Source organism: Nocardia seriolae NBRC 15557, from assembly GCF_007990715.1.
GTDB lineage: Bacteria > Actinomycetota > Actinomycetes > Mycobacteriales > Mycobacteriaceae > Nocardia > Nocardia seriolae.
The window spans coordinates 39,067-61,816 of record NZ_BJWY01000028.1; the positions used below are offsets into that span (position 1 = coordinate 39,067).

The following is a 22,750-nucleotide window of genomic DNA, read 5'->3' on the forward strand; positions in this document are numbered from 1 at the left end:
CGCCAACAGTGGCTGTTCTGACATAGTTCGCAAATATTCGGCCAGATGGGATCGGAACATGCTCTCGAAGGTCGCCGTGGTACTCAACGACAATCTCGCCATGTTCGAATTCGGCGTGGTCTGCGAGGTTTTCGGCCTCGACCGGACCGCCGACGGACTGCCCGCCTTCGACTTCCGGGTCTGCGGGGTGACACCCGGGAAACCGTTGAAGGCCAGCTCACCGGGCCTTCAGGTGACGCCGGATTACGGGCTGGAGGCGCTGCGCGGCGCCGATCTGGTTGCCATCCCGGCCTTCCCGATCTATGCCGACCAGCCCATCGACCCGCGGATGATCGAAGCGGTCCAGGATGCGGCGCGGGCGGGAGCCACCGTGCTCACGGTGTGCTCGGGGGCCTTCCTGGCAAGGGAGGCCGGGCTGCTCGACGGGCGCAAATGCACCACCCACTGGCGCTATGTCGACCTGCTGGCGGAGAAATTCCCGCAGGCCACCGTCGATCCCGATGTCCTGTTCGTGGACGAGGGCAACCTCATCACCAGCGCGGGCACCGCGGCGGGCATCGACGCCTGCCTGCACCTGGTGCGCCGCGAACTGGGCAGCAGCGTGGCCAATGCCATCGCCCGGCGCATGGTGGTGCCGCCGCAGCGTGACGGCGGGCAGCGGCAGTTCATCGAGCGGCCCGTGGTGGATTGCAGTTCCGAGGGGCTCAGCGACACCCTGCACTGGATGGGCGAGCATCTCGAGGTTCCGCACACGGTCGAATCCCTGGCCGCCCGCAGTTCCATGTCCACCCGCACCTTCGCGCGCCGCTTCGCCGCCGAGACCGGGACGACGCCGGTGAAATGGCTGACCGGGCAGCGGGTGCTGCTGGCCAAGCAGCTGCTCGAGGACACCGACATGGATCTCGAATCCCTGGCGCACCGTTGCGGATTCGGCTCGGGGGCGCTGCTGCGGCATCACTTCCAGCGGGTGGTGGGGATCGCGCCGGTCGAATACCGCAGGCGGTTCGGGGTGCGGGTGCCCTCGGCGTAGCGGGCGTCGGCTCGGGTTCGGCGGCGACGGGATCGGTGGTGCCGAGAGATCCGTGCCCCCGAAACCGTGGTGCCGAAATCCGTACCGCCCCATTACGATGCGCAGTCGTGCGTTGGGGAGTGATGATCGCGGCGGTGCCGCTGGTGCTGCTGGTGGCCGGGACGACGGCGGGGTGCAAGGATCCGCGCAATCCGTCGGGGGAATGCATTGTGGGCAGTGCGACGACCAACCACGACAAGCTGGTCTCCTGCTCGAAGCCGCACGACGGGAAGATCGTGGCGAGCGTGAATCACGAGTCGGAGTGTCCGCAGGGTACCGACTGGTCGTATGCCGCCAAGGACCTGAAGGTCATGTGCGTGCACAACGAGAAGGGCTGAGGGTCCGCGGGGCCGTCGCGGCCGATGACCGTGCCTGATCGGCCGGAGGACCCGTGCAATTGATACCGTGCTGACGTGTCGCACACTGCTCAGACAACCGATCGGCCGCTGCGGACCCTGGTGCTCGGTGGCGCCCGGTCCGGCAAGTCGGCTTTCGCCGAACAGTTGGTCGCGTCGGAGGCGGTGCGGTATGTGGCCACCGCGGTGGTCGATCCCGCCGACGCCGACTTCGCCGAACGCATTGCGGCGCATCGGGCCCGGCGGCCCGCGGCCTGGACGATCGTGGAGGGCGACCCGGTCGCCGCGCTGTCCGACGCCACCCCCGTCACCCTGGTCGACGATCTGGGCACCTGGCTGACCGCGCGGCTCGACGCCCGCGCCGCCTGGGAGTCGCCGCGCGGCATCGTCGGCCCGGACATCGACGCACTCGTCGCCGCCGTCGCCGGATACGGCGAGCGTCTCATCATCGTGAGCCCCGAGGTCGGGTTGGGCGTCATCCCCGCCACCGCCTCCGGTCGCCTCTTCCGTGACGAGATCGGCACCCTGAACCAGCGCCTCGCCGAGGTCTGCGACGAGGTCTTCCTGGTGGTCGCCGGTCAGGCCCTCCAGGTCAAGCCGGACCGCGCCATCGCGTCCGCCGCCGCTCTCTCCGACGCCGCCACGTCGCCGGTCGCCGTGGCCACTTCGACCCATTCGGCGGCCAGCGCAGCGGATCGGGTTGTGGCGCAGGCAGGCTCGACCGCCGCCGCGACCTCGGTGACTGGGGAGGCCGCCGGCGATTCGGGGATCGCGACGGGCGGCGCCGACGCCGGTGCGGAGCTCGGCATGACCGGGGCGATGACGGCCGCGGCGTCGGGTGCGGCCTCGGCGGATGTGGCCGGTGGTGCGGGCGTTGAGGATTCGACTGCCGATGCCGCCGGAGCGGCGTCGGACGCCTCGGCCGTGGCGGTGGACGGGCCGCGACTGAGCAAGCCGGTGCGGATTTCGTTCGGGCCGGTGGCGGGGCCGGATGCCGCGGTGCGGGCGGCCGCCGAGGAGCGGCAGTCGCAGTTGACGAAGCCCGCGGGGGCGTTGGGGCGGCTGGAGAAGCTGGCCAATTGGGTGGCGGCCTGCCAGGGGGTGTGTCCGCCCAAGCAGTTCGAGCGGGCCCGGGTGGTGGTGTTCGCGGCCGATCACGGGGTGGCGCAGCACGGGGTGTCGGCCTATCCCAGCGAGGTGACCGCGCAGATGGTCGCCAACTTCCTGCACGGCGGTGCCGCGGTGAATGTGCTGGCGCGCTTGGCCGATGCGAGTGTGCGGGTGGAGGACATCGCGGTGGCGGGGGAGACCGCGCCCGAGATCTCACGGCACAAGGTGCGGCGCTCCAGCGGATCCATCGATCGCGAGGACGCGCTGTCCGAGGCCGAGGTGCAGGCGGCGCTGGCGGCCGGTGCGAGCATCGCAGACGAGGAAATCGATTCCGGCGCAGACCTTCTCATCGCCGGTGACATGGGCATCGGCAACACCACGCCCGCCACCGTGCTGATCGCGACCATCACCGACACCGAACCGGTGATCGCGGTCGGCCGCGGCACCGGCGTCGACGACGCGGGCTGGATTCGCAAGACCGCCGCCATCCGCGACGCCATGTGGCGCGCTCGCCCGGTGGTCAAGGACCCGGTTGCCCTGCTGCGCACCGCCTCCGGCGCGGACTTCGCCGCCATGGCGGGCTTCCTGGCCCGCGCGGCCGCCCGCCGCACCCCGGTCATCCTCGACGGTGTCGTGGTCACCGCCGCGGCCCTGGTCGCCGACCAGCTCGCCCCCGGCGCCCGCGCCTGGTGGGTGGCGGGCCACCGCTCCAGCGAGCCCTCCCACACCATCGCCCTGCAACGCCTGGACCTCGAGCCGCTCGTCGACATGAGCATGCGCCTGGGCGAGGGCTCCGGCGCGGTCACCGCCCTCCCGCTGTTGCGCGCGGCGGTCGCCACCCTCGCGGAGATGGCCACCTTCGCCGAGGCCGGAGTCAGCACCGCCGACGCGGACACCGAATCGGGCGGTGCGTGACTCGCCCGCACTCGCACCGACCCCTCTCCAATAGCGGACGGCCGACCCACGGCCCAGGAGTCGTCACGTTCATGCACCCGGTCGAGCGTTCCCGGTTCCGGCGGAGCGGGGTGGCGGCGTGAACGGGGTGCGATTGGCCGTTTCGTGGCTGACGGTGCTACCGGTGCGAGGACCGGACACGGTCGATCGGCCGATCGCGGGGCGGGCTATCGGATGGGCACCGTTGGTGGGGGTGCTGCTCGGCGGTGGGGCCGCCGGATTGCTGTGGGGGCTGGGGGAATTGGGGGCCTCGTGGTTGCTGGCCGGGTTCGTCGTGGTGTGCGGGCTGGCGTTGATCACCCGGGGAATGCACATCGACGGGCTGGCCGACACGATGGACGGGCTCGGGAGTTACGGGCCGCCGGAGCGGGCCCGGGAGATCATGAAGAGCGGCGGGGCCGGGCCGTTCGGAGTCGCGGCGCTGGTCTTCGCGATTGGGGTGCAGGCGGTTTCGTTCGCGGCGCTGGCGGGGGCCGGGCGATGGGTGGCCGTGGTGACGGCGATCGCCGTCGGGCGGGTTGCGGTCGTGCTGGCCTGTCGGCGTGGGGTCGAGGCGGCTCCGGGGGCCGGGTTCGGGGCGCTGGTGGCAGGTACCCAGGGTCCGGCCATAGGGGTGGCGTGGGCCGGGATTGCCTGCGTGGCGGGGATATTCGCGGTGGACAACCGGTGGCAGGGGCCACTGGCGGTTCTCCTCGCGCTGGCGGCCGCGGTCGCGGTGGTTCGCCACTGTGTGCGGCGATTCGGCGGACTCAACGGCGATGTGCTCGGTGCCGCACTCGAATTGAGCGTCACGATCGCCGCGGCGGCGCTGTCGTTCACCCGCTGAAGTCAGCGTCGGCCCGCGGTGTGATCCGGGTCGGCTCCGGATTCGCCGACCGGCGGAAACCGTTCTGCCCCAAGGGCTGACGGATCACCCGGAAACCTCGGAGTGTCTCCTGGCGGCACGCCGCAGGGGTAGCAGAATATTTGCTGGTGCAATCCGACCGACCAGTGGCGGCGAATACTCCGTGATCGTAACTGCCTTGGCCCGGAAATGGAGTCGCGGAATGCTCGGAGTTCTGTGGCAGCTGGGTGTGCTCGTGCTGTTCGTGGTGGTGGCGGTGGGGGTTTTCGTGCTGGGGGATCGGTTGCGGCCGAAATCGTGGCGGCACAACGACGATGCCGGGGCGGGGCACATGACGCTGGACATGGTGAACGGCGATCGTGGCGTTCGTGGTGGTGATCCTGTGGCAGCAGTACGACACCTCGCACGCGCACACGGCGTCGGAGGGCAAGGCGCTGGTGAGCGTTTACGAGACCGTCAATGACATGCCCGAGCCGGCGCGCGGCCAGATCCAGGGGCTGGTCGAGGACTACACGAAACAGGTTGTGGGCCAGGAGTGGGAGGTGATGGACGAGCAGCGGCGGCTCAGCCCGGCCACCCTGGCCACCCTGGACGATCTGCGCGAGGCGGTGGCGGCCGCGCCCGCGACCAGCGCCGAGGACACGGCCACCCAGGACAAGGCGATGACCGGCGTGGACGCCATCGTGGAGGCGCGCTACGACCGCGGCCTGGACGCGGGCTATCGACTGCCCGTATTCCTTTACGTCGCACTGTGGTTTGCGACCATCATGCTGCTGCTCGGCACGGTGTTCTCCGGCATTCTGGTGACCAAGCGCAGCATTCTCATGACCGGCCTGTTCGGCCTGGTGATCGGCGCGGTGATCGTGGCCGTCTACCAACTGGATCGCCCCTTCTCTGGCGGCAACCACGTCGCCAAGGACGCCTACCAGCTGGCCCTGGCCCGATTCGAGCATCTCACCTCCCCATCCCCGGCGACCAGCGCCAGCCCGCGCTGAGCCGAGGTCCCGGCGCGCCGGGACTCGCTCCGGCGTCCGTGTGGAGGTCCGCGTGCGACACCCGGCGCAGGTCGCATCCGGCACCGGGCATTCGACACCATCCGCACGCGGCACGCAGGAGCGCTACCCACACCTCGCGTGCCGACATCCGCACCAGGCATTCGGAGGAAGCGTGAACCGAACTCGCACGGCGGCACGGGGTTTCGCGGTGGCGACGGCGGTCCCGCTGGCCGCCGCACTACTCGCCCTGCGACCCGACCCGGCCGCCGCCGACCCGGCTCCACCGCCCATCGGTGAGTCCTTCAGCGCCACTGCCGAATCCGACGTGACCCCCGGCCCGATCGACACTGCCGCCGGGCCGATCAATGGCCCCGGCGGGCCGGTCGACGCTCCCGCCGGTCTGCCCGACACGCTTACCGGTCCGATTGCCGCGTCCGCTGGCTCGATCGACACACCCACCGGCACGACGATCGGGACCGATGCCGCGGCCTTCGTGATGATCGTGGCCGCGTCATTCGGTATCGCGCGGATCGTCGAGCAGAACCTGGTGACCGTGGATCCGGGCGTGATCGAGGCGGCCCGGTCGATGGGTGCCGGCCCGTTGCGGATCATTCGCACGCTCCTGATTCCGGAAGCATTGGGGCCCTTGGTGCTCGGCTACACCTTCGTGGTGATCGCCATCGTCGATATGTCGGCCAAGGCAGGCACGGTCGGCGGCGGCGGGCTGGGCGACTTCGCCCTCGTCTACGGCTATCAGCGCTTCGACTGGCAGGTCACCCTGGTGGCGACGCTGATCATCATCTCCGGGGTACAGGGCATCCAGTTCCTCGGAAACTGGCTGGCGCGCAGGGTACTCCGACGCTGATCGGCGACTGCGACGCCGATCGATCGGGCCCCGGCAGCAGGGTGCCGGGGCCCGCATCGGTTCGGGTCAACCCAGCCTCTCCAGCTCGGGAACCTGCGCGGCGATACAAACCGCCGGCCGCCGACACCCTGACCCGAACACGAAATCCACACGCCTGCCTTCCGTGCGAGTATCTCCGTGTAAGGCAGGCGAAGCGATTTCGGCTGACGCCACTGGCTATTCGACCTCGGTCACGGTTCCGTCCGAGCCGATGTCCCAGGCACTCGAGGTTGATTCGGTCGACTTCGTCTCTGGCGCAGCAACGTCCGGCTGACCCGCAGCGGCCGCGCCATGTACTTCAACATTCCAGACTCGGGTTGCGCGGAATGCGAACCCGTCCTGGTCGGCGGACTCGGCGTCGAACGTCACCGTCTGACCGGCCCGCAGGTAGCGCCAGCCCGCGCCAGGCAATGCCGTCCACGAGACCCGGCAGCCACCCGGAGCCGATGCCGAATCGATAATGCCCCATCCTGCTTCGGCGTCCCAGGTGCGCACTGTTCCCGTTGCTGCCATCGATCGCTCCTGTCGCGAGTTCCGGGAAGGCCGCCATCCGGCTGCGCCGAGCCCGCCTCCCACTATGCCGCCGACACCCAACCGACCAGTACGCAGAGTATTCCGACGACCCGCCGAACCGGCGCCGAACAACGCGTCCTGTCCATGCCGATCCTCCGCGACCCGACCCATCCTGACCGACTGACACTGATCGCGGCCAGTGCCCGGAGGTACGTCCGCGATCTTCTTATGGTTATGGCGGAGGTACCATAACCGAATGGCGCTGAAGAAGACGACTGTGATGGTCGATGAGAACGACCTGGAGTTGATCAAACAGGCGGCCGCTCGGGAAGGGCGGCCGGAGTCGGAGCTATTCCGGGAGGCGTTCCACCTTGCGGCGGTTCGGAGTCGTCGCTGGCAAGAGGACTGGGACATTCCGGTCGTGGACTTCGGCCGGTCGATTACCGCCGAAGACGTTCATCGAACTGTCCGGAATGCGATCGCCGACGCTGAGGACCGGTGAGCGATGATCCTGATCGGTGATACCTCCGGTCTCATCGCGGCGTTCAACCCCTCTGAACCTGATCACGGGGCTGCGCGCAAAGTCCTGCAACAGGCTGCCCTCACGGTGGTGTCACCGCTGGTGCTGCTCGAGGTCGAGCATGTGCTCACCCGGAATGTGAACCGCGAGGCAGCCTATGGGGTCAACGACTGGTTGCTTGCACAGGAGCGGTCGGGGCGTATCGAGATCGCGGTGGTTTCGGTCGCTGTGCGGCGGGTCGCGCGGCGGATTCAAAACCGCTATGTCGCACTGCGTTTGGATCTGACCGACGCGACGAATGTTGCGCTGGCCGAGCGATACGAGACCGTGGACGTGCTGACGCTCGATCGTCGAGACTTCCGCGCGGTCGCACCGCTGACGGCCCATGATGCCTTTCGCGTGCTGCCCGACGATCTTTGACCGTCGCGGACACTCGAACCTGAGAGAGCGCCATCCGGAAGGAAGGCGCTCCCCTGTCGAATCGGGTCAGAGGTTGACCGGGTAGGTGGGCTCCTGGATTTCGGGCTTGATGCGGTTCTCGACGAAGATGCCGTGCCAGATCATGAAGACGATGAGGGTCCAGAGGCGGCGGCTGTGGTCGATGGGGCCGGTGCGGTGGGCCTCCAGCGTGGCGAGGATGGCCTGCTTGTTGAGGAGGTGGTCGGTGCCGGAGTCGGTGATCTGGGTGCGGGCCCAGTCGTAGAGTTCGGGGCCGCGCAGCCAGTGGCGCAACGGGACCGGGAAGCCGAGCTTGGCGCGGTTCAGGACGTGCGGGGGGACGATGTCGGTGAGCGCCTGGCGGAGGGCGTATTTGGTGGTTTCCTTGGTGATCTTCTGGTCGAAGGGGATCTTCTCGGCGACCTTGTAGACCTCGGGGTCGAGGAAAGGGACGCGCAGTTCCAGGGAGTTGGCCATGGTCATCTTGTCGGCCTTGACCAGGATGTCGCCGCGCAGCCAGGTGAACAGGTCCAGGTGCTGCATGCGGGCGACCGGATCCCAGTCGTAGCCCTGCATGGCGTAGATGGGGGCGGTGACGTCCTGGTGGGTCCACTCGGAGCGGAATTCGCGCAGCACCGAACGCAATTGGGCGTCGTTGAAGCTGCGGGCGTTGCCGTAGTAGCGCTCTTCCATGGTGAGCGAGCCGCGGTGCAGCAGGCTCTTGCCGCGGGTGCCCTCCGGGATGCGGTCCGAGAGCTTGCCCGCCAGCTTGCGCAGGCCCTTGGGCAGATACTCGAAGGGCTTGAGCGACAGCGGTTCCCGGTAGATGGTGTAGCCGCCGAACAGCTCGTCGGAGCCCTCGCCCGAGAGCACCACCTTGACGTGCTTGCGGGCCTCCTTGGCCACGAAGTACAGCGGCACCAGCGCCGGGTCGGCGACGGGTTCGTCCAGGTACCAGACGATTTCGGGAATCGAGGCGGCGTACTCCTCGGGAGAGACCATGCGGATGTAGTGCTTGGCGCCGATGGCCTCCGCGGTCTCGGCGGCCACATCGGCCTCCGAGTAGCCCTGGCGCTCGAACGCCGAGGTGAAGGTCAGCAGGTTCGGGTTGTGCCGGATCGCCAGCGCCGCAATGGCGGTGGAGTCGATGCCGCCGGACAGGAACGCGCCGACGGTGACATCCGCGCGCATGTGCTTGGCGACGGAGTCCCCGAGGGCTTCCGCGATCTCCTTGTACCGCTTGGCTTCCGAGCCCGCCGCGAACTTCTGCACCCGGAACTGCGGGTTGAAGTAGCGGGTCACGCGCGGGGTCTCACCCGGCTCGACCCAGGCGTAGCAACCGGATTCGATACGCCGGATGTCCTTGTGCAGCGTCTCGGCCTCGGGCACGTACTGCAGCACCGTGTAGTGCTCGAGCGCGCGCGGATCCAGCTCGTCGGAAAGCTCCAGCGCCGGAAGCAGGCCCAGCAGGCTCTTCTTCTCGCTGGAGAACGCGGTGCCGCCGGCGCCGGTCGCGATGAACAGCGGCTTGATGCCGAACGGATCGCGCGCCAGGAACAGCTTCCCGAGCTCGGTATCCCAGATGGCGAAGGCGAACATGCCGCGCAGCCGGCTCGCGGCCTTGGGGCCCCAGTAGTGGAAGGCCGCCACGATGGCCTCGCCGTCACCCTCGGTGCGGAACATCGGCGCATCGCCGAACTCGGCCTCGTGCGCTTGCTTCAGCTCGGCGCGCAGCTCGAGGTAGTTGTAGATCTCGCCGTTGAAGGTCATGGCGTACCGCTCGGGATTCTCCGGCGGACCCCAGCGCAGCGGCTGGTGCGAGTGCTCGATATCGATGATCGACAGGCGGTTGAAGCCGAAGATCATGCGGAAGATCATGCGGTCATCGGTCCAGGTACCGCGCTCGTCGGGGCCACGATGGCGCTGGCAGTGCAGCGCCTCGTACACCTGTGCCGCGGTGGTTTCGACCGTCCGCCCATCCGGAGTAGTAGCCGTTGTAGCTGTCAGAAATCCGAGCAGACCACACACTGCGCCGAGAACCTCTTTCCGGTGTCTAAGGATTGGGGCGTACCCGCACGGGTGCGCACGGACGCGAAACCTACTGCCCGAGTATGCCGTACCCGGGCAGATCCCGCCGCCAGAGCCCGTATCCAGTGCTTATGAGGTTTCCGGAGTGTCGAACCGGACCCGATCACAACGGGGGGCGTTTCTTGGTCTACGCTGCGTAGTACTTGGGAAACTCTCAGGGTCGGTTGTGCGTTCGCGCGTATCTTCCCCGAGCCCCAAAACTGTGCTGAACATGTGTCGCCCGGCGGAAGGGAGTCCGGGCGATGCGGTGTCGGAATGACGACCAGGAAGGCGTTGAGCGTGGCGCACAAGGCGAGCGAGGCGATAGGGGCACGACCCGCCCAGGGTCGGCGGGGCCGCATCCTTCGGCGGGCCGGGCTGGCGGTGTCCTTGGGGATGACCGCGATGCTCGTCTCCGGCTGCTCGATCGACAACGTTTGGCTGCGATTCGGCTGGCCCTCGGGCATCACGCCGCAGGCCACCAAGATGCGCGAGCTGTGGACCTGGTCCGTGCTCGCTGCGCTGGCAATGGGTGTGCTGGTCTGGGGTCTGACCTTCTGGACCATCGCGTTCCACCGCAAGAAGGCCGACTCCCCGGAGTTCCCGCGCCAGACCGGTTACAACGTGCCGCTGGAGCTGAGCTACACGGCGATCCCGTTCGTGATCATCGCGGTGCTGTTCTACTTCACCGTGGTCGTGCAGAACTACGTGCACGAGAAGGTCGCCGACCCGGATGTCACCGTCGACGTGACCGCCTTCCAGTGGAACTGGAAGTTCGGCTACCAGAAGGTCGACATGAAGGACGGCTACGTCTACGACGGTGTCGACCACGAGCGCCAGGACATGAACAAGGACATCCAGGAGCGCTACAAGGAAGCGACCAAGGACGGCCACCCGCAGCCCGGCCCGAACAACGGCCTGCCCGCGAACGACATCTCCTACCTGCACTACGACAAGGTCGAGACCGTCGGCACCTCCAACGAGGTCCCCGTCCTGGTCCTGCCCTCGGGCAAGAACATCGAGTTCCAGCTGGCCGCGGCCGACGTCATCCACTCCTTCTGGGTGCCGGAGTTCCTGTTCAAGCGCGACGTGATGCCGAACCCGAAGCAGAACAACTCCGACAACGTCTTCCAGATCACCAAGATCGAGAAGGAAGGCGCGTTCGTCGGCCGTTGCGCCGAGATGTGCGGCACCTTCCACTCGATGATGAACTTCGAGATCCGCGTGGTCTCCCCGGAGAAGTTCAAGCAGTACATGGACGCCCGCGTCAAGGACCACAAGACCAACGCCGAGGCGCTCGCCAGCATCGGCGAGTCGCCGGTGGCGACCTCCACCAAGCCGTTCAACACCGACCGCAAGGCGCGCGGTAACGAACTCGCCGACGCCAAGTGAGGATGAACTGACATGAAGGTCGAAGCTCGCATCTTCGAACTGATCACGGTCTTCTTCGTGATCGTGGCCGTGGTCTACGGCTACTTCACCGGCCGCTCGCGCACCGGCGTCGAGTGGGCGGGTACCACCGCCATCGTGCTGTCGGCGGGCCTGGCCCTGATCGTGGCCACCTACTTCCGCTTCGTCGCCCGTCGTCTGGACCTGCGTCCCGAGGACTACGAGGAGGCCGAGATCGTGGACGGCGCCGGCGACCTGGGCTTCTTCTCGCCCGGCTCGTTCTGGCCCATCCTGCTCGCGGGCGCGGGCTCGATTGCCGCCCTGGGATTCGCGTTCTTCCAGTTCTGGCTGATCGGCATCGGTGTCGTCTGCATCCTGGTCGCCGCCGGCGGCCTGGTGTTCGAGTACCACCTCGGCCCGGAAAAGCACTGACGTAGCACATCTCGAAGCGCCCCATCCGAATCCGGGTGGGGCGCTTTGCTGTTCGGGAATGAAGCTGTGGGGGAACGGGTTTCGAAAGGCGGGGTGCCGGAAACGTCCTCCGGGCACCCCGCCTTCCCCTCATCGGGTGGTGCGGGACTCGGGAATTCGGGCGCTCAGATGCCCAGGGCGTGCTTCAGGCGGGTGGTGCGGGGAGCCATGGTGGCCAGGCCCAGCAGGGCGCGGGGGAAGCGCGGCTGGAGCTGGGGTTGGCGGGTGCGGATGGCGGATTCGATGGAGTGGGCCGCCTCGGCGGGGTCGAGGCTGGTGGCGGGGGAGTAGGGGGCCACGGCGGGGTATCGGACGTTGGTGACGTGGATGCCGCGCGGGGAGAGTTCGGCGTCGGCGCACTGGCCGAAGGTGGTCCAGGCGGCCTGGGCGGCGGCGTAGGAGGAGAAGTTCGGGGCCGCACCGGTTTCCGGGCTCCACGGGCCCACATTGACGACGTGGCCGGAGCCGCCGGCGAGCATGGCGGGGAGCAGGCCCAGGGTCAGGCGCAGGGGGCCGAAGTAGTGCGCGGCCATGGTGCGCTGGTAGTCGCGGAAGCGGTCCAGGGATTGCAGGACCGGGCGGCGGGTGGGGCGGCCGGTGTTGTTGACCAGGACGTCGACGGTGTCGAACTCGGTGAGCAGCCACTCGACCAGCTGATCAACATCGCCGAGCGCGGAGGTGTCGCACCGGTACCAGTGCGCGCGGCCGCCCGCCTCGATGATGGTGGCGCATTCCTCCACCAGCTGGGAGCCGTTGCGCCCCACCAGGATCACCTCGGCGCCGTGAAAACCCAGTAGTCGCGCGGTTTCCCGCCCGATCTCGGAGGCGGCGTCGGTGACGACGATGCGCTTGCCCTCGATGGGCAGTTCGGCCGCGAGGGCGGCGGTGGCGCGGGGGCGGCGGGCAGCACGAAATTCGATCATGGGACAGGCAACCTTCATTCGAGGATTGAGCATGAACCATGCACCGGCACCCCGCCGACAGTGCCGATACCGCCGCCCCGCGATGCTGTCCGGAAGCCGCGCCCGGAGAGAAGCGCGGCTGCTAACCGATAGCTGGCAGTGCGGCGGAACACATTCTATTCGGTCGGGTCATAACGCCGGGCGCGTTCGGCGAGACAGATCTCGTCGATTGCGGAGACGATGTCGCGCAACAGTTCCGAGGGCAGCGCCGCGGGGCGCAACCGGCAGGTGAAGGTAATGAAGCCGTGGTCCTCGTTGTCGAGTTCGCGCAGGTAGCGGGACCGGACGCCATAGGTCATGGCCGAGATGACGGTGAAGCAGCCGGTGCGCTCGCGGTGCCCGGCGAACAGGTCGTGCAGGCCGTGGAAGACCTTGGCGTAGCTGGACATGGGCGCGAAAACCGAGACGCGGTAGGCCGGTCCGCGCTCCGAGGAGGAGATGACGGTATCGGCCAGATACTCCGCATCGCGCAGTGTCAGCACCTTCGGAGCGAACATGAGCGCGCCCGCGGCGGCATTGCGGACCGGCATACCGGCGCGCCCGCCCGCCGAGGCGGCAATGGCGCCCAGCGACTTTCGGGCGCGGGCGCCGACCTCGCGGCGGGCGCGCAGCGAGAGGTTGGGGGTGGTGGGGTGCAGGCTCGACCACTGGCCGAAGCGCACGGTGCCCAGCTGCACGGTGCCGGTACCGACCGGTCGGGCGACCTTCAGGGGTGCGGTGTCCACCCAGCGACCCACCTGCAGCATGGCGTCGCCGGGGGACTGGATCTCGCGGTAGGAGTGCTCCACCCAGGTATCGAAGTCCAGGAAGCGATGCGCGTCGGTGGTGAGCCAGGTGCGGTCCTTGTCCACCGGGGTCACCTCGAGGGTGAGCGCGGTGATGATGCCGGTGCGCCCGCCGCCGCCCAGGATCTTGTGGAACCGCTCCTCATGGTGGGTCCGGCCGCAGGTACCGAAACGCCCGTCCTGATCGACGTATTCGAGCTCGGCCACATTGTCGCTGAACATGCCGAAGCGATGCGACGCCGCCGACAGCCCGCCCACCGCCGCGAACCCGCCCGCCGTGATGTCCCGATGGTCGCCGACGATCGGCAGGCCGAGCCCGTGCGCGCCGAGGGTGCGGTCGATGTCGTAGAGTCGCGCGCCCGCCTGCACGCGTACCGTGCGGGCATCGGCGTCGACCACCTGGACCCGGTTCATTTTGCGCAGGCTCAGCACATCGCCCTGATCGGGGACAGAGAGCTCCTCGTCCGGTCGTTCCCCACCCCGGATGACCAGCGGTTTCGTCGATCGGCGCGAATCCCGAACGGTACGAACCACATCCGCGGTGTCGCGGGGCAGAAATTCGTCGGGGTGGGTGGAGACGGGCGTGCTCATGGCGCTACAGCTAACCATAGTCACGCGCATTGTGCTCGTAGTTGGACAGGCGTCTCAGTGAGCACCACGCGGACACCGCGTGAACAGCACGTTTTCGGTTGTGGCACACAGGTTCCCTGTGAGTTTGCGGGGCGCTCATGTCGCCGGGCGGGCGTAGAGTCCGCGCCATGGGTTTCCTGGGCGGGGTGTCATGAGTTTCCTGGGCGGGATATTCGGGTCGGGGCGAAATCGGTTCGGCAAGAAGGTGTTGGAACGGGTGCTCGGCCACGACGCCGTGGAGTCGGCGCGCTTCGACGCGCAGGCGTACGAGATCGAGTACACGCTGAAGAACGGGTATGCGGCGAAACTGAACCTGGACACGCTGTATCGGCGCTTCGACGGGAAGATCGGCGGCGCGTTGTTCGAGGCGGTCGATCGGTTGCTACTACCGCCGGATGCGCCGCGGGGGTGGGAGGAAGTGGCTCCCAAGCTGCGGCCGGTGCTGCGCCCCGCGGGATATGGGGCCGTCGAGCGGCGCGACGGGCGAGGGCGGGCGCTGTCGCGGCCCGCGTTGCCGTATCTGTCGGAATTGGTGGTCATCGATCTGCCGCGCACCGTGCAATTCGTTACCGAGCACGATCTTTCGCGCTGGGGCGTGGACGCCGACACGGTGTACTCCATCGCGCACGCCAATCTCACCGACCTCGCCATGAACACGCTCTCGGCATTCGACCCGCCCCAGGGGGTGCGGGTGCTGGAGTTCGCCGATGACGACGGCGAGAGCTATGTCGGTTCGCTACCGCTGATGGCCGGTTGGCTGGCCGGCGTGGGGGTCCGGACCGCCACGCGCCCACTGCTTTTCCTACCCGGGCACCTGGGCATGTTCGTGGTGCTCGGTGCTACCCCCGAGATCCTGGTGCAGCTGATGTCGCTGGCCGCGGAGCGGTACGAGGCCGCGCTGCGGCCGCTGTCCACCGTGCCGTACACCGTCGACGAGGAGGGCGAGGTGGTGCCGCTGCGGGTGGACGCGGAGCATCCGGCCCACCCCGCCATCCGCCGGGCCGAGGTCCGGCTCGCGGTCGGCGTCTACCGCGCGCAGGCCGAAAGACTGCGGGCCGCACGGGATCGCGAGGGCGCGATCATGGAATTGCTGCCGTTGCCGGACCCGGACGGCGGCCAGGCCACCATGACCTCGTGGCCGGATCGTTCCACCCTGCTGCTCCCCAAGGCCGACTACATCTGCTTCGGCGGGCCCGGCGGCGATATGTTCCGCGTGCGGTGGGACGAGGTGGCGCGGCTGGTCGATCTGGCACTCGCCGACGACTACGACCCGCCCCGCTACCGGGTGCACGGCCACCCGCCCGCCGACATCATGACTCGCCTACGCGCACTGTCGAGTTGATCACGGTCCGGCGGCGTCGAACCGCACGGTCGTGATGGCGGCGGACCCGGCGGCGTTACGGCGCGTCGATGCGGCGTGGCGGGTTATCCACGCGACCGTGTCACCCGCGTCGACTAGGGTCGGGCGGCGTGGACAGGGCGCAGCTGACAGCTGAGATGGCGGACGGGGCGAGACCGGAATTCCTCTTCTTCTGGGGGCACACCAGAACCCCCGGCCACGAGGTCGGCAAATGGGTGCTCAGCCAGTGGTGGCCCATCGAATTCACCGTCGACGGCCAAACCTACGCCAGCGCCGAGCATTTCATGATGGCCGAGAAGGCCCGCCTCTTCGGCGACGAGCCCATGCGCACCCGCATTCTGGCCGGCGGTACCCCCGCCGACGCCAAACGCCTCGGCCGCGCCATCTCCGGCTTCGACCAGGACACCTGGGAAGCCCATCGCTACGACATCGTGTTGCGCGGCAGCATCGCCAAATTCGGCCAGCACGACCTACTTCGCGGCTTCCTGCTCGCCACCACCGAGAAGGTGCTCGTCGAGGCCGCCCCGCGCGACACCATCTGGGGCATCGGCCTCGGGGCCGAAAACTCCGCCGCCGCCGACCCTTCCCAATGGCGCGGCGAAAACCTGCTGGGCTTCGCCCTCATGGACGCCCGCGACGCCCTGGCCCCCGCCCGCCAGCTCTGAGCTGTCCGCGGGGACGGTTGCGTTCGACCGGTTCCCTTGGAGGGCTTCGGCTCGCTCCCAGGGGGTTCGGCTGTGGTCCTCAGCGTGCTCACAGCGAATCTCTGGAGACTTCGACGAGTTCCCCCGTTCCGACGAAGGAAGTCGCCGATGTCAGTTGTCAACGGGCTGCCCGCCCATATCCTGCTCGTTCATCTGATCGTGGTGCTGGTGCCGCTCACCGCGCTGCTCGCGGTGCTGTCCGCGGTGTGGCCCGCGGCGCGGCGGCGGTTCGCCTGGCTGGTGCTGGCGCTGGCCGCGCTGGTGGCGGTCATGACGCCGGTGACCACCGAGGCGGGGGAGTGGCTCGAGCGCCGGGTCTCGCGAACCGCGGATCTGCACAACCACACTCGGCTCGGCGACACCTTCATCTTCTTCGCCATCCCGCTGCTGATCGCCGCCGCCGCACTCGCGTTCGTCCACTTCCGCGAGACCCGTGACCGCACCCCGTCCCGTGTCGTCGTCGCCGCGGTCGCGGTCCTCACCATCGCCACGAGCGCCGCCGCGACCGTGCAGGTCTACCGCATCGGCGAATCCGGAGCCCAGTCCTCCTGGAACGGCGTCGCCGCCCGCGCACCCCTGCCGCGCGGCGAATAGGCGGCGGGCTCGGGCTGGTCCGGGCATTCTGCTGGGCTACCTCGCGAGTCGCGCGGACCGCGAATTGCGGTCGGTGGGATCAGGCTTGGTCGGCGTGCTTGATCAGGCCCGCGACGACCTCGGGGAAATCGGCGGTGATCTGGGGACCGATCTCGGGGCCGAGGGTGTCGGCGGCCGGGCCGGTGGTCTCGGCGCTGTGTTCGTACTCCCACATGGTTTCTGCTCTCGGTCGAAGTTCAGCCGGATAGACGGTTTATCACATTCAAAACCGGAAGCTGGACTGAAATTCGACCGCAATACCTCTTGCGTCGTGACCCGGATGGCGTTTCATCGTCGTCGCGGTCCACGCATCGAAGGGGCCGGGGGAATCGATCATGGATCGTATTGGTGCACAACATAATACGAAAAGTGATCAACTATGTTCGCAAGACTCCGACCAGCACTGATGGTGGTCGCACTGCTCACCGTTCCCCTGGCGACCGGTCTGGTGACCGCCCAGGCCGCCCCGCCCGCGAGCGGGGCGGCAGGTGTCACCGCCTCCCGCGGCTCCGATGGTGACCAGGATCGGAACGGCTCCGGCGACCAGGGCGGCGGCAGCGGATCCAGCGCCCAGGGCGACTGGTGGTTCCTCCACCACTGCCGCCAGCAGCACGAATGGTGGCAATCCCGGTGCGGGCGTGACGGCGGCGATATGTGGCACCGCGGCGCTCCACCTCCGCTCGGCAGCTGGTGACTCGTCACGCGCACGAGCGCGTCTTCCGCTCCCCGACGACCGCCACCGACCGTCGAGAATCTGCCAACATTAGTTGGCCAACATCTGTTGACACGGCTTCGACCGGGCCGTACCGTCTAATTCAACAGACGTTGGCCAACAAGTGTTGGCAGAGCCTCAGGAGTCGTCATGAACACCGTTCCCGCCACCGCCTCGGTCGTTATCGTCGGTGCCGGTCCCGCCGGGATGACCGCGGGCATCGCGCTCGCCGACGCCGGTGTGGACGTGGTGCTGCTGGACCGGCTGGCCGAGGGGGCGAACACCTCGCGCGCCGTGGTGGTGCACGCTCGCACCCTCGAGGTGCTCGAGCCGATCGGCGTCACCGCGCAGCTGCTCGAGCGCGGAATCGTGGTGCCGCACTTCGTCATGCGCGACGGGGACCGCGTGCTGGCCCGCATCTCCTTCGAAGGACTGCCCACCGAATACCCCTACACCGTGATGATCGGGCAGGAATCTACCGAAGCAATCCTGTCGGCGCGCCTCGAGAAAGCGGGCGCGCGGGTCCACCGGCACACCGAGGTCACCGCCGCGACCCAGGACGCCGACGGGGTCACCGTCGAGTACACCGATGCCGAGGGCAACCCGAATTCCATTCGGGCGGACTGGGTCATCGGCGCGGACGGCATGCACAGCAAGATCCGCGAGGCCGCCGGGATCGGCTTCACCGGCGCCACCTACCCGGAATCCTTCGTCCTCGCCGACGTCCGCATGACCTGGCCGGACCCCCGCGACGAAGTGTCGCTGCACCTCTCGCCCGAGGGCGCCACCATCATCGCGCCGCTGCCCGACCCGCAGCCCAACCGGTACCGCATAGTCGCCACCGTCCCCGACGCGCCCGAGCACCAGGACCTGGCCTATGTGCAGGGGCTGGTCGACGACCGTCGGCCCGGCGCGCACGCCAAGGTCGAGGAGATCATCTGGAGCTCGCGCTTCCGCGTGCACCACCGGGTCGCCGATCACTACCGCGCCGGGCGCATCCTGCTCGCGGGCGATGCCGCCCACGTGCACAGCCCCGCGGGCGGTCAGGGCATGAACACCGGCATCCAGGACGCCGTGGTGCTGGGTCGACTGCTGGCCGCAGTGGTCGAGGGCGCGCCCGCGGCCGGCCTCGACGAATACGAGCAGACCCGCCGCCCCGTCGCGCTGGGCGTGGTGAGCTTCACCGACCGGGTCACCCGCATGGCCACCCTGCGCCCGACTCCCGCCCGCATGATCCGCAACCTGCTCATCAGCACCGCCACCCGCGTCCCGGCCGTGCGCCACACCCTGGCCTACCAGCTCTCGGAACTGGCCAACCGCTGATCCCGGAAATCCATCCCCCGCAGCAGTATCCGCGGCCCGCACCCTCTGGTGCGGGCCGCTCCGCGTCGGCCATGTGCGCGCCTCTGACCAGCGTCGATGACTGCGACACGGCGTGTGATCTCATTCACCATCGGCCCGGGCGCCGTGTTCGCCGACTACCCTGAACAAGATTGCGGCGGTGGGGCTCGCCGCTCCGGATCGATTCCGGAACAACCGTGGCTCGGCTACCAACAGTCCCTACACCAGGAATCCGTTGCGACGGTATGGAGTAGGAGACCTCTGTGACCAGTGAGCTGACCACGTCCGGCAGAGCCGATGACGGCGAACCGATCGACCCCGACATCGATATCCACCGGCCCGAGCAGCGTCGTGAACTGGCCCGCTCGCACGGCGCGATCCTCGCGGTCATCTCCGCGGGCGGTGCGCTGGGTGCTCTCGCTCGCTACGGCCTGGCCCAGCTCTGGCCCACCCCGCCCGGCGGATTTCCCTGGGCCACCTTCGCCACCAATGTGATCGGCTGCTTCCTGATCGGCATCCTCATGGTCGCCGTCACCGAGATCTGGGTCGCTCACCCGTTGGTCCGCCCCTTCCTCGGCGTCGGCATCCTCGGCGGCTTCACCACCTTCTCCACCTACGCCAACGACACTCGCGCCCTCCTGCACCCCGACACGATGATCACCGCGTTCACCTATTTCGCCCTGACCCTGCTGTGCGCCCTGCCGGCCACCCTCATCGCGGTCCGTCTGGCCCGCTGGGCCTACGAGGCCATCCGCAGCCCGGAGCGAAAGGCCGTGGCATGACCCTGTTGCTTGTCGCCCTGGGTGCCATGGTGGGCGCGCCCCTGCGCTACCTCACCGACCGGTTCGTCCAAACCCGTCACGACAGCGTCTTCCCCTGGGGCACTTTCACGGTCAACATCGCGGGCTCCCTGATCCTGGGCGCCATCACCGGCGCCGCCCTCTCCACCCCCTGGATGATGTTGCTGGGCACCGGTTTCTGCGGCGCTCTCACCACCTACAGCACGTTCAGCTTCGAAACCGTCCGCCTGGCCGAACAGCGCACCTACCTCTACGCCGCCCTCAACATCACCGCCGGGCTGGCCGCGACCGTCGTCGCCTTCACCACGACCCACGCTCTCCTCACCTGACTCGGAATCTTCGTCGTCGCGGCCGTGCTCGATTCCGGGCTAATCGCGCGCGCGGCGCCTTTCATGAAGCAGCAGCAGGGAATACGCGGCAATGGTCTGGGCATCGACGATGACGCTGTCGGCGATCATGGTTTCCAGCTCGGCGCGTGAGAACCAGGCGGATTCCATGTCCTGCTCGGACGGCTCTCGCTCGTGCGCGCCCGCCGTCAGCTCCTCGGCCAGCACGACATGCCCGTAATGCGTGCTGGTCGCCGGGGCAGGCGTGAGCTTGCCCAGCAAGGTCAGCCGACCGGCGCGCAGACCGGTCTCCTCCCGTAATTCCTGGCGCGCCACCGCGATCGGATCGAACTCTCCACCCGCGACCGACCCGCCCGGGAACTCCCAACTCCGGCGTCGCAGCGGATACCGATACTGCTCCACCAGGTGGAAGCGCTCCCCGTCCCACGGAATCGCGATCGCGAAGTCGGCCTTGCGGATGAACGCGTAGACGGACTCCTCCCCATCGGCTTGCCGGACGATGTCCTCCCGCAGCGTGATCCACCGATTCGAGTAGATCTCGCGTGTCCTGAGCGTCTCCATTCCCCGATCCTCCCGCACGACGCACCAGGATCGGTGGATCAGCGCCAGGCGGGGCGCAGGGTGGCCGAATGATCCACCGGGCGCGCGCTGCCGTGCGCGGCGTCGACCAGCGTCCGGTCATGGCGGACAAAGACGTTGTAATAGCCGAGCGCGACCAGCCCGAACCACGCCACCAGCAGCTTGGCTACGCCAGAGTGGAACATCGCGAACGCCAGGAAGGCGATCACGACCGCCCCGACCGCCGCGACATCGAGAATCCTCCCATTCACCGAACTTCTCCTGTTCCGGCCACGACGCCGTGGCCACCCGTTTGCTTCCAATCGGAAGGTAAGCCGAATCTATAACCTAGGTAAAGAGATTCGTCACTCGATGGGGCGGCTTTGACGAAATCCTCACGGCCGTAGTCGCGTCCCAGCTCCGGTCGAGTCCGCGGTTGGACTTTTCGAGTGCGGCCGACCAAGATCGGCCCAGGCTTCGGTTCGGTAGCCGAAAGCGCCAAACTCCTCGTCGAACGAGGCGGATTCGGCGCCACCCCCGAAGAAGCCGAACAAAACGCCCTAGCCAACCTCGACGCCTACTTCGCCCCCCTGATCGCCGGCCCCGCCGGCCACCTCTACCTCGAAGAGGGCCCCCACCACATCCTCGTCACCAAGTGCACCGGCTGACCCGTCGCGCGTCGCCACCAGCCCGATCAGCGGCCAGGTGCGGATATTCCTCGACCCCCGTTGACCCGCTAATCGACAGGTGGTCGTTGGTGCCCGCATTCAAGCTCGGTGCCGGACTGGTCGCGCACCTTGGCGATCGCGCCAGCCCAGACGATCAGATCTCCGTCATCCCACGAAACATCGAAGTGCGCCCCGCACATGGACGCGGAGAACTCCCTCTCGTCGAACTCGAAGGTGAACGCCTCTCTTGGCCGCATCCAATAATCCTCGCCCATAGGTTCCAGCCAGACCCTGACCACCTTGTCCTCATGAGGGTTGGTCACTCTGAGCGTCAGCATGATCGCAGCGTAAGGCAGCAGTAGCTCGCGTTATCCGCCCGCTGGCGGATCAGCGCGTTCGAGAGGCCGCCTGGCTGGTCCGAACAGCCTGGTAAGCGGCATGACCGGATAGTCGCGCCGCGCCTGAGTCGGTTCGGGGAAGTCCATCGATAATGTGGACGTTCGCTGTTCCGGATTCGTCAGAAGGGTGCTTCATGGGTGCCAAGACCGCGCTGCTGGCGTACTCGGGCGAACCACTCGCCGACGCACTGCGCTCCATATGCGAGCCGGATCAGGCTGGTTCTGATCGACTCATCGAACTGATCCACCCAGGCGCGACCTGGACTCCACGAGCCGCTGGTTCGCTGGCCAACACGTATCCCGCCCAGAACGTCGCATACGCGGCCAGCTCATCGGGGGTCGATGTGGTCAGTGATCTTGCAATCGCCGTGACCTATCCGTCGATGTTGCCCGCACGACTGATCGAAGCAAGCAAAGGCCGACGCTTGGTCACGCACGCCATGCACAGCGTCGTCGATTGGCTGGCGTTCTCGGTATGGCATGACGGCGAACTCATCCGGTCGCTGAGTCTGGCTCCCGATCACGGCATACTCGAAAACCTCGGCGAACCATTAGCTTTCGAGGTTCCGTACTGGGCCGGTGAACACCCCGTCCTGCTCGACCGCGACGATCCGCTCGACCGCTACCCTCTCCCGTTCCATCCCTTGGAACTGGGCGAGCATGCCCTTCGTGCGCTGTTCGGTTTCATCCTCGAAGAGGTACCTCGCCCCACCGACATCGACCCAGAGGAGATCCCGATGTTCGGCTACGAGATCACCGAAACCACCGCCCTGTAACCGCGGGTGAGATTGAGCGCTCCGCTAGGTGCCAACCTCCGCACATTGGCCGGTTCAGTCAACGCGGTCAGCGGCAGTGCAGGACGTTACTGTGAGCTAGCGGTTTTCGATGGACGAACGAATGAAAGGCGGAGCTATACGCGTTGTTACTGCTCTGGGCCTTGCCGCCATGGCGATCGTGAGCGGCTGTTCAATAGATTCGTCGCACTCTGCGGATAGCCCAGAGCAAGCTGTGCGGGACCACATGAAGGCCGCTGATGCCGGCGATGTCACTGCACTGCGTCGGCTCGCCTGCGGCGGCCTGGCAGAGCAAATGACTGTCCGGAGCGACGAGCAGGTTCGCGCCGCGTTCGACGGGTTCTATAAGCCAAAACCTGACAAGTTCAGCACATCCGCTCCCGCTGGAGATTCGGTGCGCGTGCTCGGGTTCTACACCGGGTTAGTAC

At 67.8% G+C, this 22,750-nt stretch carries 27 protein-coding genes and 1 pseudogene; 20 read left to right on the forward strand and 8 right to left on the reverse strand.

Going from position 1 to position 22,750, the window contains the following annotated elements; genetic code table 11:
- The first annotated feature begins 58 nt into the window (after nucleotides 1–58).
- From NS2_RS11695 to NS2_RS11720, 6 genes and pseudogenes are all read left to right on the forward strand, one after another.
- Entirely contained in the window at nucleotides 59–1,030 is a 972-nt protein-coding gene (locus NS2_RS11695; RefSeq protein ID WP_033089674.1) for a helix-turn-helix domain-containing protein, read from the forward strand.
- Nucleotides 1,031–1,137: 107 nt separating this feature from the next.
- Nucleotides 1,138–1,407 carry a hypothetical protein gene (locus NS2_RS11700; RefSeq protein ID WP_143161382.1) on the forward strand — a complete coding sequence of 90 codons (270 nt, stop codon included), beginning with the start codon at nucleotides 1,138–1,140 and terminating at the stop codon, nucleotides 1,405–1,407.
- A gap of 75 nt (nucleotides 1,408–1,482) precedes the next feature.
- Nucleotides 1,483–3,450: a nicotinate-nucleotide--dimethylbenzimidazole phosphoribosyltransferase gene (gene cobT, locus NS2_RS11705; RefSeq protein WP_228102505.1), complete on the forward strand. Its 1,968-nt coding sequence runs from the start codon at nucleotides 1,483–1,485 to the stop codon at nucleotides 3,448–3,450.
- Between the two features lie 118 nt (nucleotides 3,451–3,568).
- On the forward strand, nucleotides 3,569–4,315 hold the full coding sequence (locus NS2_RS11710) for an adenosylcobinamide-GDP ribazoletransferase (RefSeq protein ID WP_033089676.1): 747 nt from the start codon (nucleotides 3,569–3,571) through the stop codon (nucleotides 4,313–4,315).
- A gap of 377 nt (nucleotides 4,316–4,692) precedes the next feature.
- Complete coding sequence (locus tag NS2_RS11715; RefSeq protein ID WP_071812002.1) at nucleotides 4,693–5,328, forward strand: bestrophin-like domain; 636 nt, start codon at nucleotides 4,693–4,695, stop codon at nucleotides 5,326–5,328.
- 460 nt (nucleotides 5,329–5,788) lie between these two features.
- Nucleotides 5,789–6,193, forward strand: a pseudogene (locus tag NS2_RS11720) (methionine ABC transporter permease); the annotation flags it as partial.
- Nucleotides 6,194–6,409: 216 nt separating this feature from the next.
- Here NS2_RS11720 and NS2_RS35975 read toward each other — a convergent pair.
- A complete protein-coding gene (locus NS2_RS35975; RefSeq protein ID WP_071812001.1) occupies nucleotides 6,410–6,745 on the reverse strand; it encodes a hypothetical protein in 336 nt (111 codons plus the stop codon).
- Between the two features lie 256 nt (nucleotides 6,746–7,001).
- On the opposite strand from NS2_RS35975, the gene NS2_RS11730 reads away from it, so the two are divergent.
- Nucleotides 7,002–7,247 carry a ribbon-helix-helix protein, CopG family gene (locus NS2_RS11730; protein ID WP_033089678.1) on the forward strand — a complete coding sequence of 82 codons (246 nt, stop codon included), beginning with the start codon at nucleotides 7,002–7,004 and terminating at the stop codon, nucleotides 7,245–7,247.
- 3 nt (nucleotides 7,248–7,250) lie between these two features.
- A complete protein-coding gene (locus NS2_RS11735; protein ID WP_033089679.1) occupies nucleotides 7,251–7,685 on the forward strand; it encodes a PIN domain-containing protein in 435 nt (144 codons plus the stop codon).
- A gap of 66 nt (nucleotides 7,686–7,751) precedes the next feature.
- Here the strand turns inward: NS2_RS11735 and asnB are convergent, their stop codons facing one another.
- The gene (asnB, locus tag NS2_RS11740; protein WP_147207161.1) at nucleotides 7,752–9,731 is read right to left on the reverse strand and encodes an asparagine synthase (glutamine-hydrolyzing); all 1,980 of its coding nucleotides are present in this window, start codon (nucleotides 9,729–9,731) and stop codon (nucleotides 7,752–7,754) included.
- Between the two features lie 315 nt (nucleotides 9,732–10,046).
- Between asnB and ctaC the strand changes: the two genes are divergently transcribed.
- Entirely contained in the window at nucleotides 10,047–11,162 is a 1,116-nt protein-coding gene (gene ctaC / locus NS2_RS11745; protein WP_082062598.1) for an aa3-type cytochrome oxidase subunit II, read from the forward strand.
- Between the two features lie 12 nt (nucleotides 11,163–11,174).
- Nucleotides 11,175–11,591 (forward strand): cytochrome c oxidase subunit 4, encoded by a 417-nt coding sequence (locus tag NS2_RS11750; protein WP_033089681.1) that lies wholly within the window; start codon nucleotides 11,175–11,177, stop codon nucleotides 11,589–11,591.
- Between the two features lie 164 nt (nucleotides 11,592–11,755).
- On the opposite strand, the gene NS2_RS11755 is transcribed toward NS2_RS11750, so the two are convergent.
- Nucleotides 11,756–12,553: an SDR family NAD(P)-dependent oxidoreductase gene (locus NS2_RS11755; RefSeq protein ID WP_052086771.1), complete on the reverse strand. Its 798-nt coding sequence runs from the start codon at nucleotides 12,551–12,553 to the stop codon at nucleotides 11,756–11,758.
- Between the two features lie 155 nt (nucleotides 12,554–12,708).
- Nucleotides 12,709–13,968 carry an FAD-binding oxidoreductase gene (locus NS2_RS11760; protein WP_033089682.1) on the reverse strand — a complete coding sequence of 420 codons (1,260 nt, stop codon included), beginning with the start codon at nucleotides 13,966–13,968 and terminating at the stop codon, nucleotides 12,709–12,711.
- A gap of 190 nt (nucleotides 13,969–14,158) precedes the next feature.
- On the opposite strand from NS2_RS11760, the gene NS2_RS11765 reads away from it, so the two are divergent.
- The 3 genes from NS2_RS11765 to NS2_RS11775 all read left to right on the forward strand — a co-directional run bounded on the left by NS2_RS11765 (nucleotide 14,159) and on the right by NS2_RS11775 (nucleotide 16,665).
- Nucleotides 14,159–15,349 (forward strand): DUF1444 domain-containing protein, encoded by a 1,191-nt coding sequence (locus tag NS2_RS11765; RefSeq protein ID WP_033089683.1) that lies wholly within the window; start codon nucleotides 14,159–14,161, stop codon nucleotides 15,347–15,349.
- A 128-nt stretch (nucleotides 15,350–15,477) separates the two neighbouring features.
- Nucleotides 15,478–16,032, forward strand: coding sequence for a riboflavin biosynthesis intermediates N-glycosidase (gene ybiA / locus NS2_RS11770; RefSeq protein WP_033089684.1), 555 nt, complete (start codon nucleotides 15,478–15,480; stop codon nucleotides 16,030–16,032).
- Between the two features lie 147 nt (nucleotides 16,033–16,179).
- Entirely contained in the window at nucleotides 16,180–16,665 is a 486-nt protein-coding gene (locus tag NS2_RS11775; RefSeq protein ID WP_033089685.1) for a DUF2231 domain-containing protein, read from the forward strand.
- A gap of 79 nt (nucleotides 16,666–16,744) precedes the next feature.
- Here the strand turns inward: NS2_RS11775 and NS2_RS37380 are convergent, their stop codons facing one another.
- Nucleotides 16,745–16,879, reverse strand: a complete 135-nt coding sequence (locus NS2_RS37380; RefSeq protein WP_256255590.1) for a hypothetical protein — start codon at nucleotides 16,877–16,879, stop codon at nucleotides 16,745–16,747.
- A 204-nt stretch (nucleotides 16,880–17,083) separates the two neighbouring features.
- On the opposite strand from NS2_RS37380, the gene NS2_RS11785 reads away from it, so the two are divergent.
- The 4 genes from NS2_RS11785 (at nucleotide 17,084) to crcB (NS2_RS11800) (ending at nucleotide 19,886) form a co-directional block, all read left to right on the forward strand.
- The gene (locus tag NS2_RS11785; protein WP_143161381.1) at nucleotides 17,084–17,398 is read left to right on the forward strand and encodes a hypothetical protein; all 315 of its coding nucleotides are present in this window, start codon (nucleotides 17,084–17,086) and stop codon (nucleotides 17,396–17,398) included.
- A 168-nt stretch (nucleotides 17,399–17,566) separates the two neighbouring features.
- Nucleotides 17,567–18,739, forward strand: coding sequence for an FAD-dependent oxidoreductase (locus NS2_RS11790; RefSeq protein ID WP_033089687.1), 1,173 nt, complete (start codon nucleotides 17,567–17,569; stop codon nucleotides 18,737–18,739).
- Nucleotides 18,740–19,020: 281 nt separating this feature from the next.
- Nucleotides 19,021–19,539, forward strand: a complete 519-nt coding sequence (gene crcB, locus NS2_RS11795) for a fluoride efflux transporter CrcB (protein WP_228102504.1) — start codon at nucleotides 19,021–19,023, stop codon at nucleotides 19,537–19,539.
- Nucleotides 19,536–19,886 (forward strand): fluoride efflux transporter CrcB, encoded by a 351-nt coding sequence (gene crcB, locus NS2_RS11800; protein WP_033089688.1) that lies wholly within the window; start codon nucleotides 19,536–19,538, stop codon nucleotides 19,884–19,886. The genes crcB (NS2_RS11795) and crcB (NS2_RS11800) overlap by 4 nt, the downstream gene beginning before the upstream one ends.
- 39 nt (nucleotides 19,887–19,925) lie before the next feature.
- Here the strand turns inward: crcB (NS2_RS11800) and NS2_RS11805 are convergent, their stop codons facing one another.
- Together NS2_RS11805 and NS2_RS11810 are read right to left on the reverse strand one after the other, a co-directional pair.
- A complete protein-coding gene (locus NS2_RS11805; protein ID WP_036551717.1) occupies nucleotides 19,926–20,465 on the reverse strand; it encodes an NUDIX domain-containing protein in 540 nt (179 codons plus the stop codon).
- A gap of 38 nt (nucleotides 20,466–20,503) precedes the next feature.
- Complete coding sequence (locus NS2_RS11810; protein WP_036551719.1) at nucleotides 20,504–20,734, reverse strand: hypothetical protein; 231 nt, start codon at nucleotides 20,732–20,734, stop codon at nucleotides 20,504–20,506.
- A 177-nt stretch (nucleotides 20,735–20,911) separates the two neighbouring features.
- On the opposite strand from NS2_RS11810, the gene NS2_RS11815 reads away from it, so the two are divergent.
- Nucleotides 20,912–21,130, forward strand: coding sequence for a hypothetical protein (locus NS2_RS11815; protein ID WP_033089691.1), 219 nt, complete (start codon nucleotides 20,912–20,914; stop codon nucleotides 21,128–21,130).
- A 68-nt stretch (nucleotides 21,131–21,198) separates the two neighbouring features.
- Here NS2_RS11815 and NS2_RS11820 read toward each other — a convergent pair whose 3' ends face one another.
- Nucleotides 21,199–21,468 carry a hypothetical protein gene (locus tag NS2_RS11820; RefSeq protein ID WP_052086772.1) on the reverse strand — a complete coding sequence of 90 codons (270 nt, stop codon included), beginning with the start codon at nucleotides 21,466–21,468 and terminating at the stop codon, nucleotides 21,199–21,201.
- Nucleotides 21,469–21,662: 194 nt separating this feature from the next.
- Here NS2_RS11820 and NS2_RS11825 point away from each other — a divergent pair, with 194 nt between their 5' ends.
- Nucleotides 21,663–22,304, forward strand: coding sequence for a DUF6928 family protein (locus NS2_RS11825; protein ID WP_033089692.1), 642 nt, complete (start codon nucleotides 21,663–21,665; stop codon nucleotides 22,302–22,304).
- Between the two features lie 244 nt (nucleotides 22,305–22,548).
- The coding region (locus NS2_RS36770; RefSeq protein ID WP_222594867.1) for a hypothetical protein at nucleotides 22,549–22,750 on the forward strand (202 nt) is incomplete at its 3' end.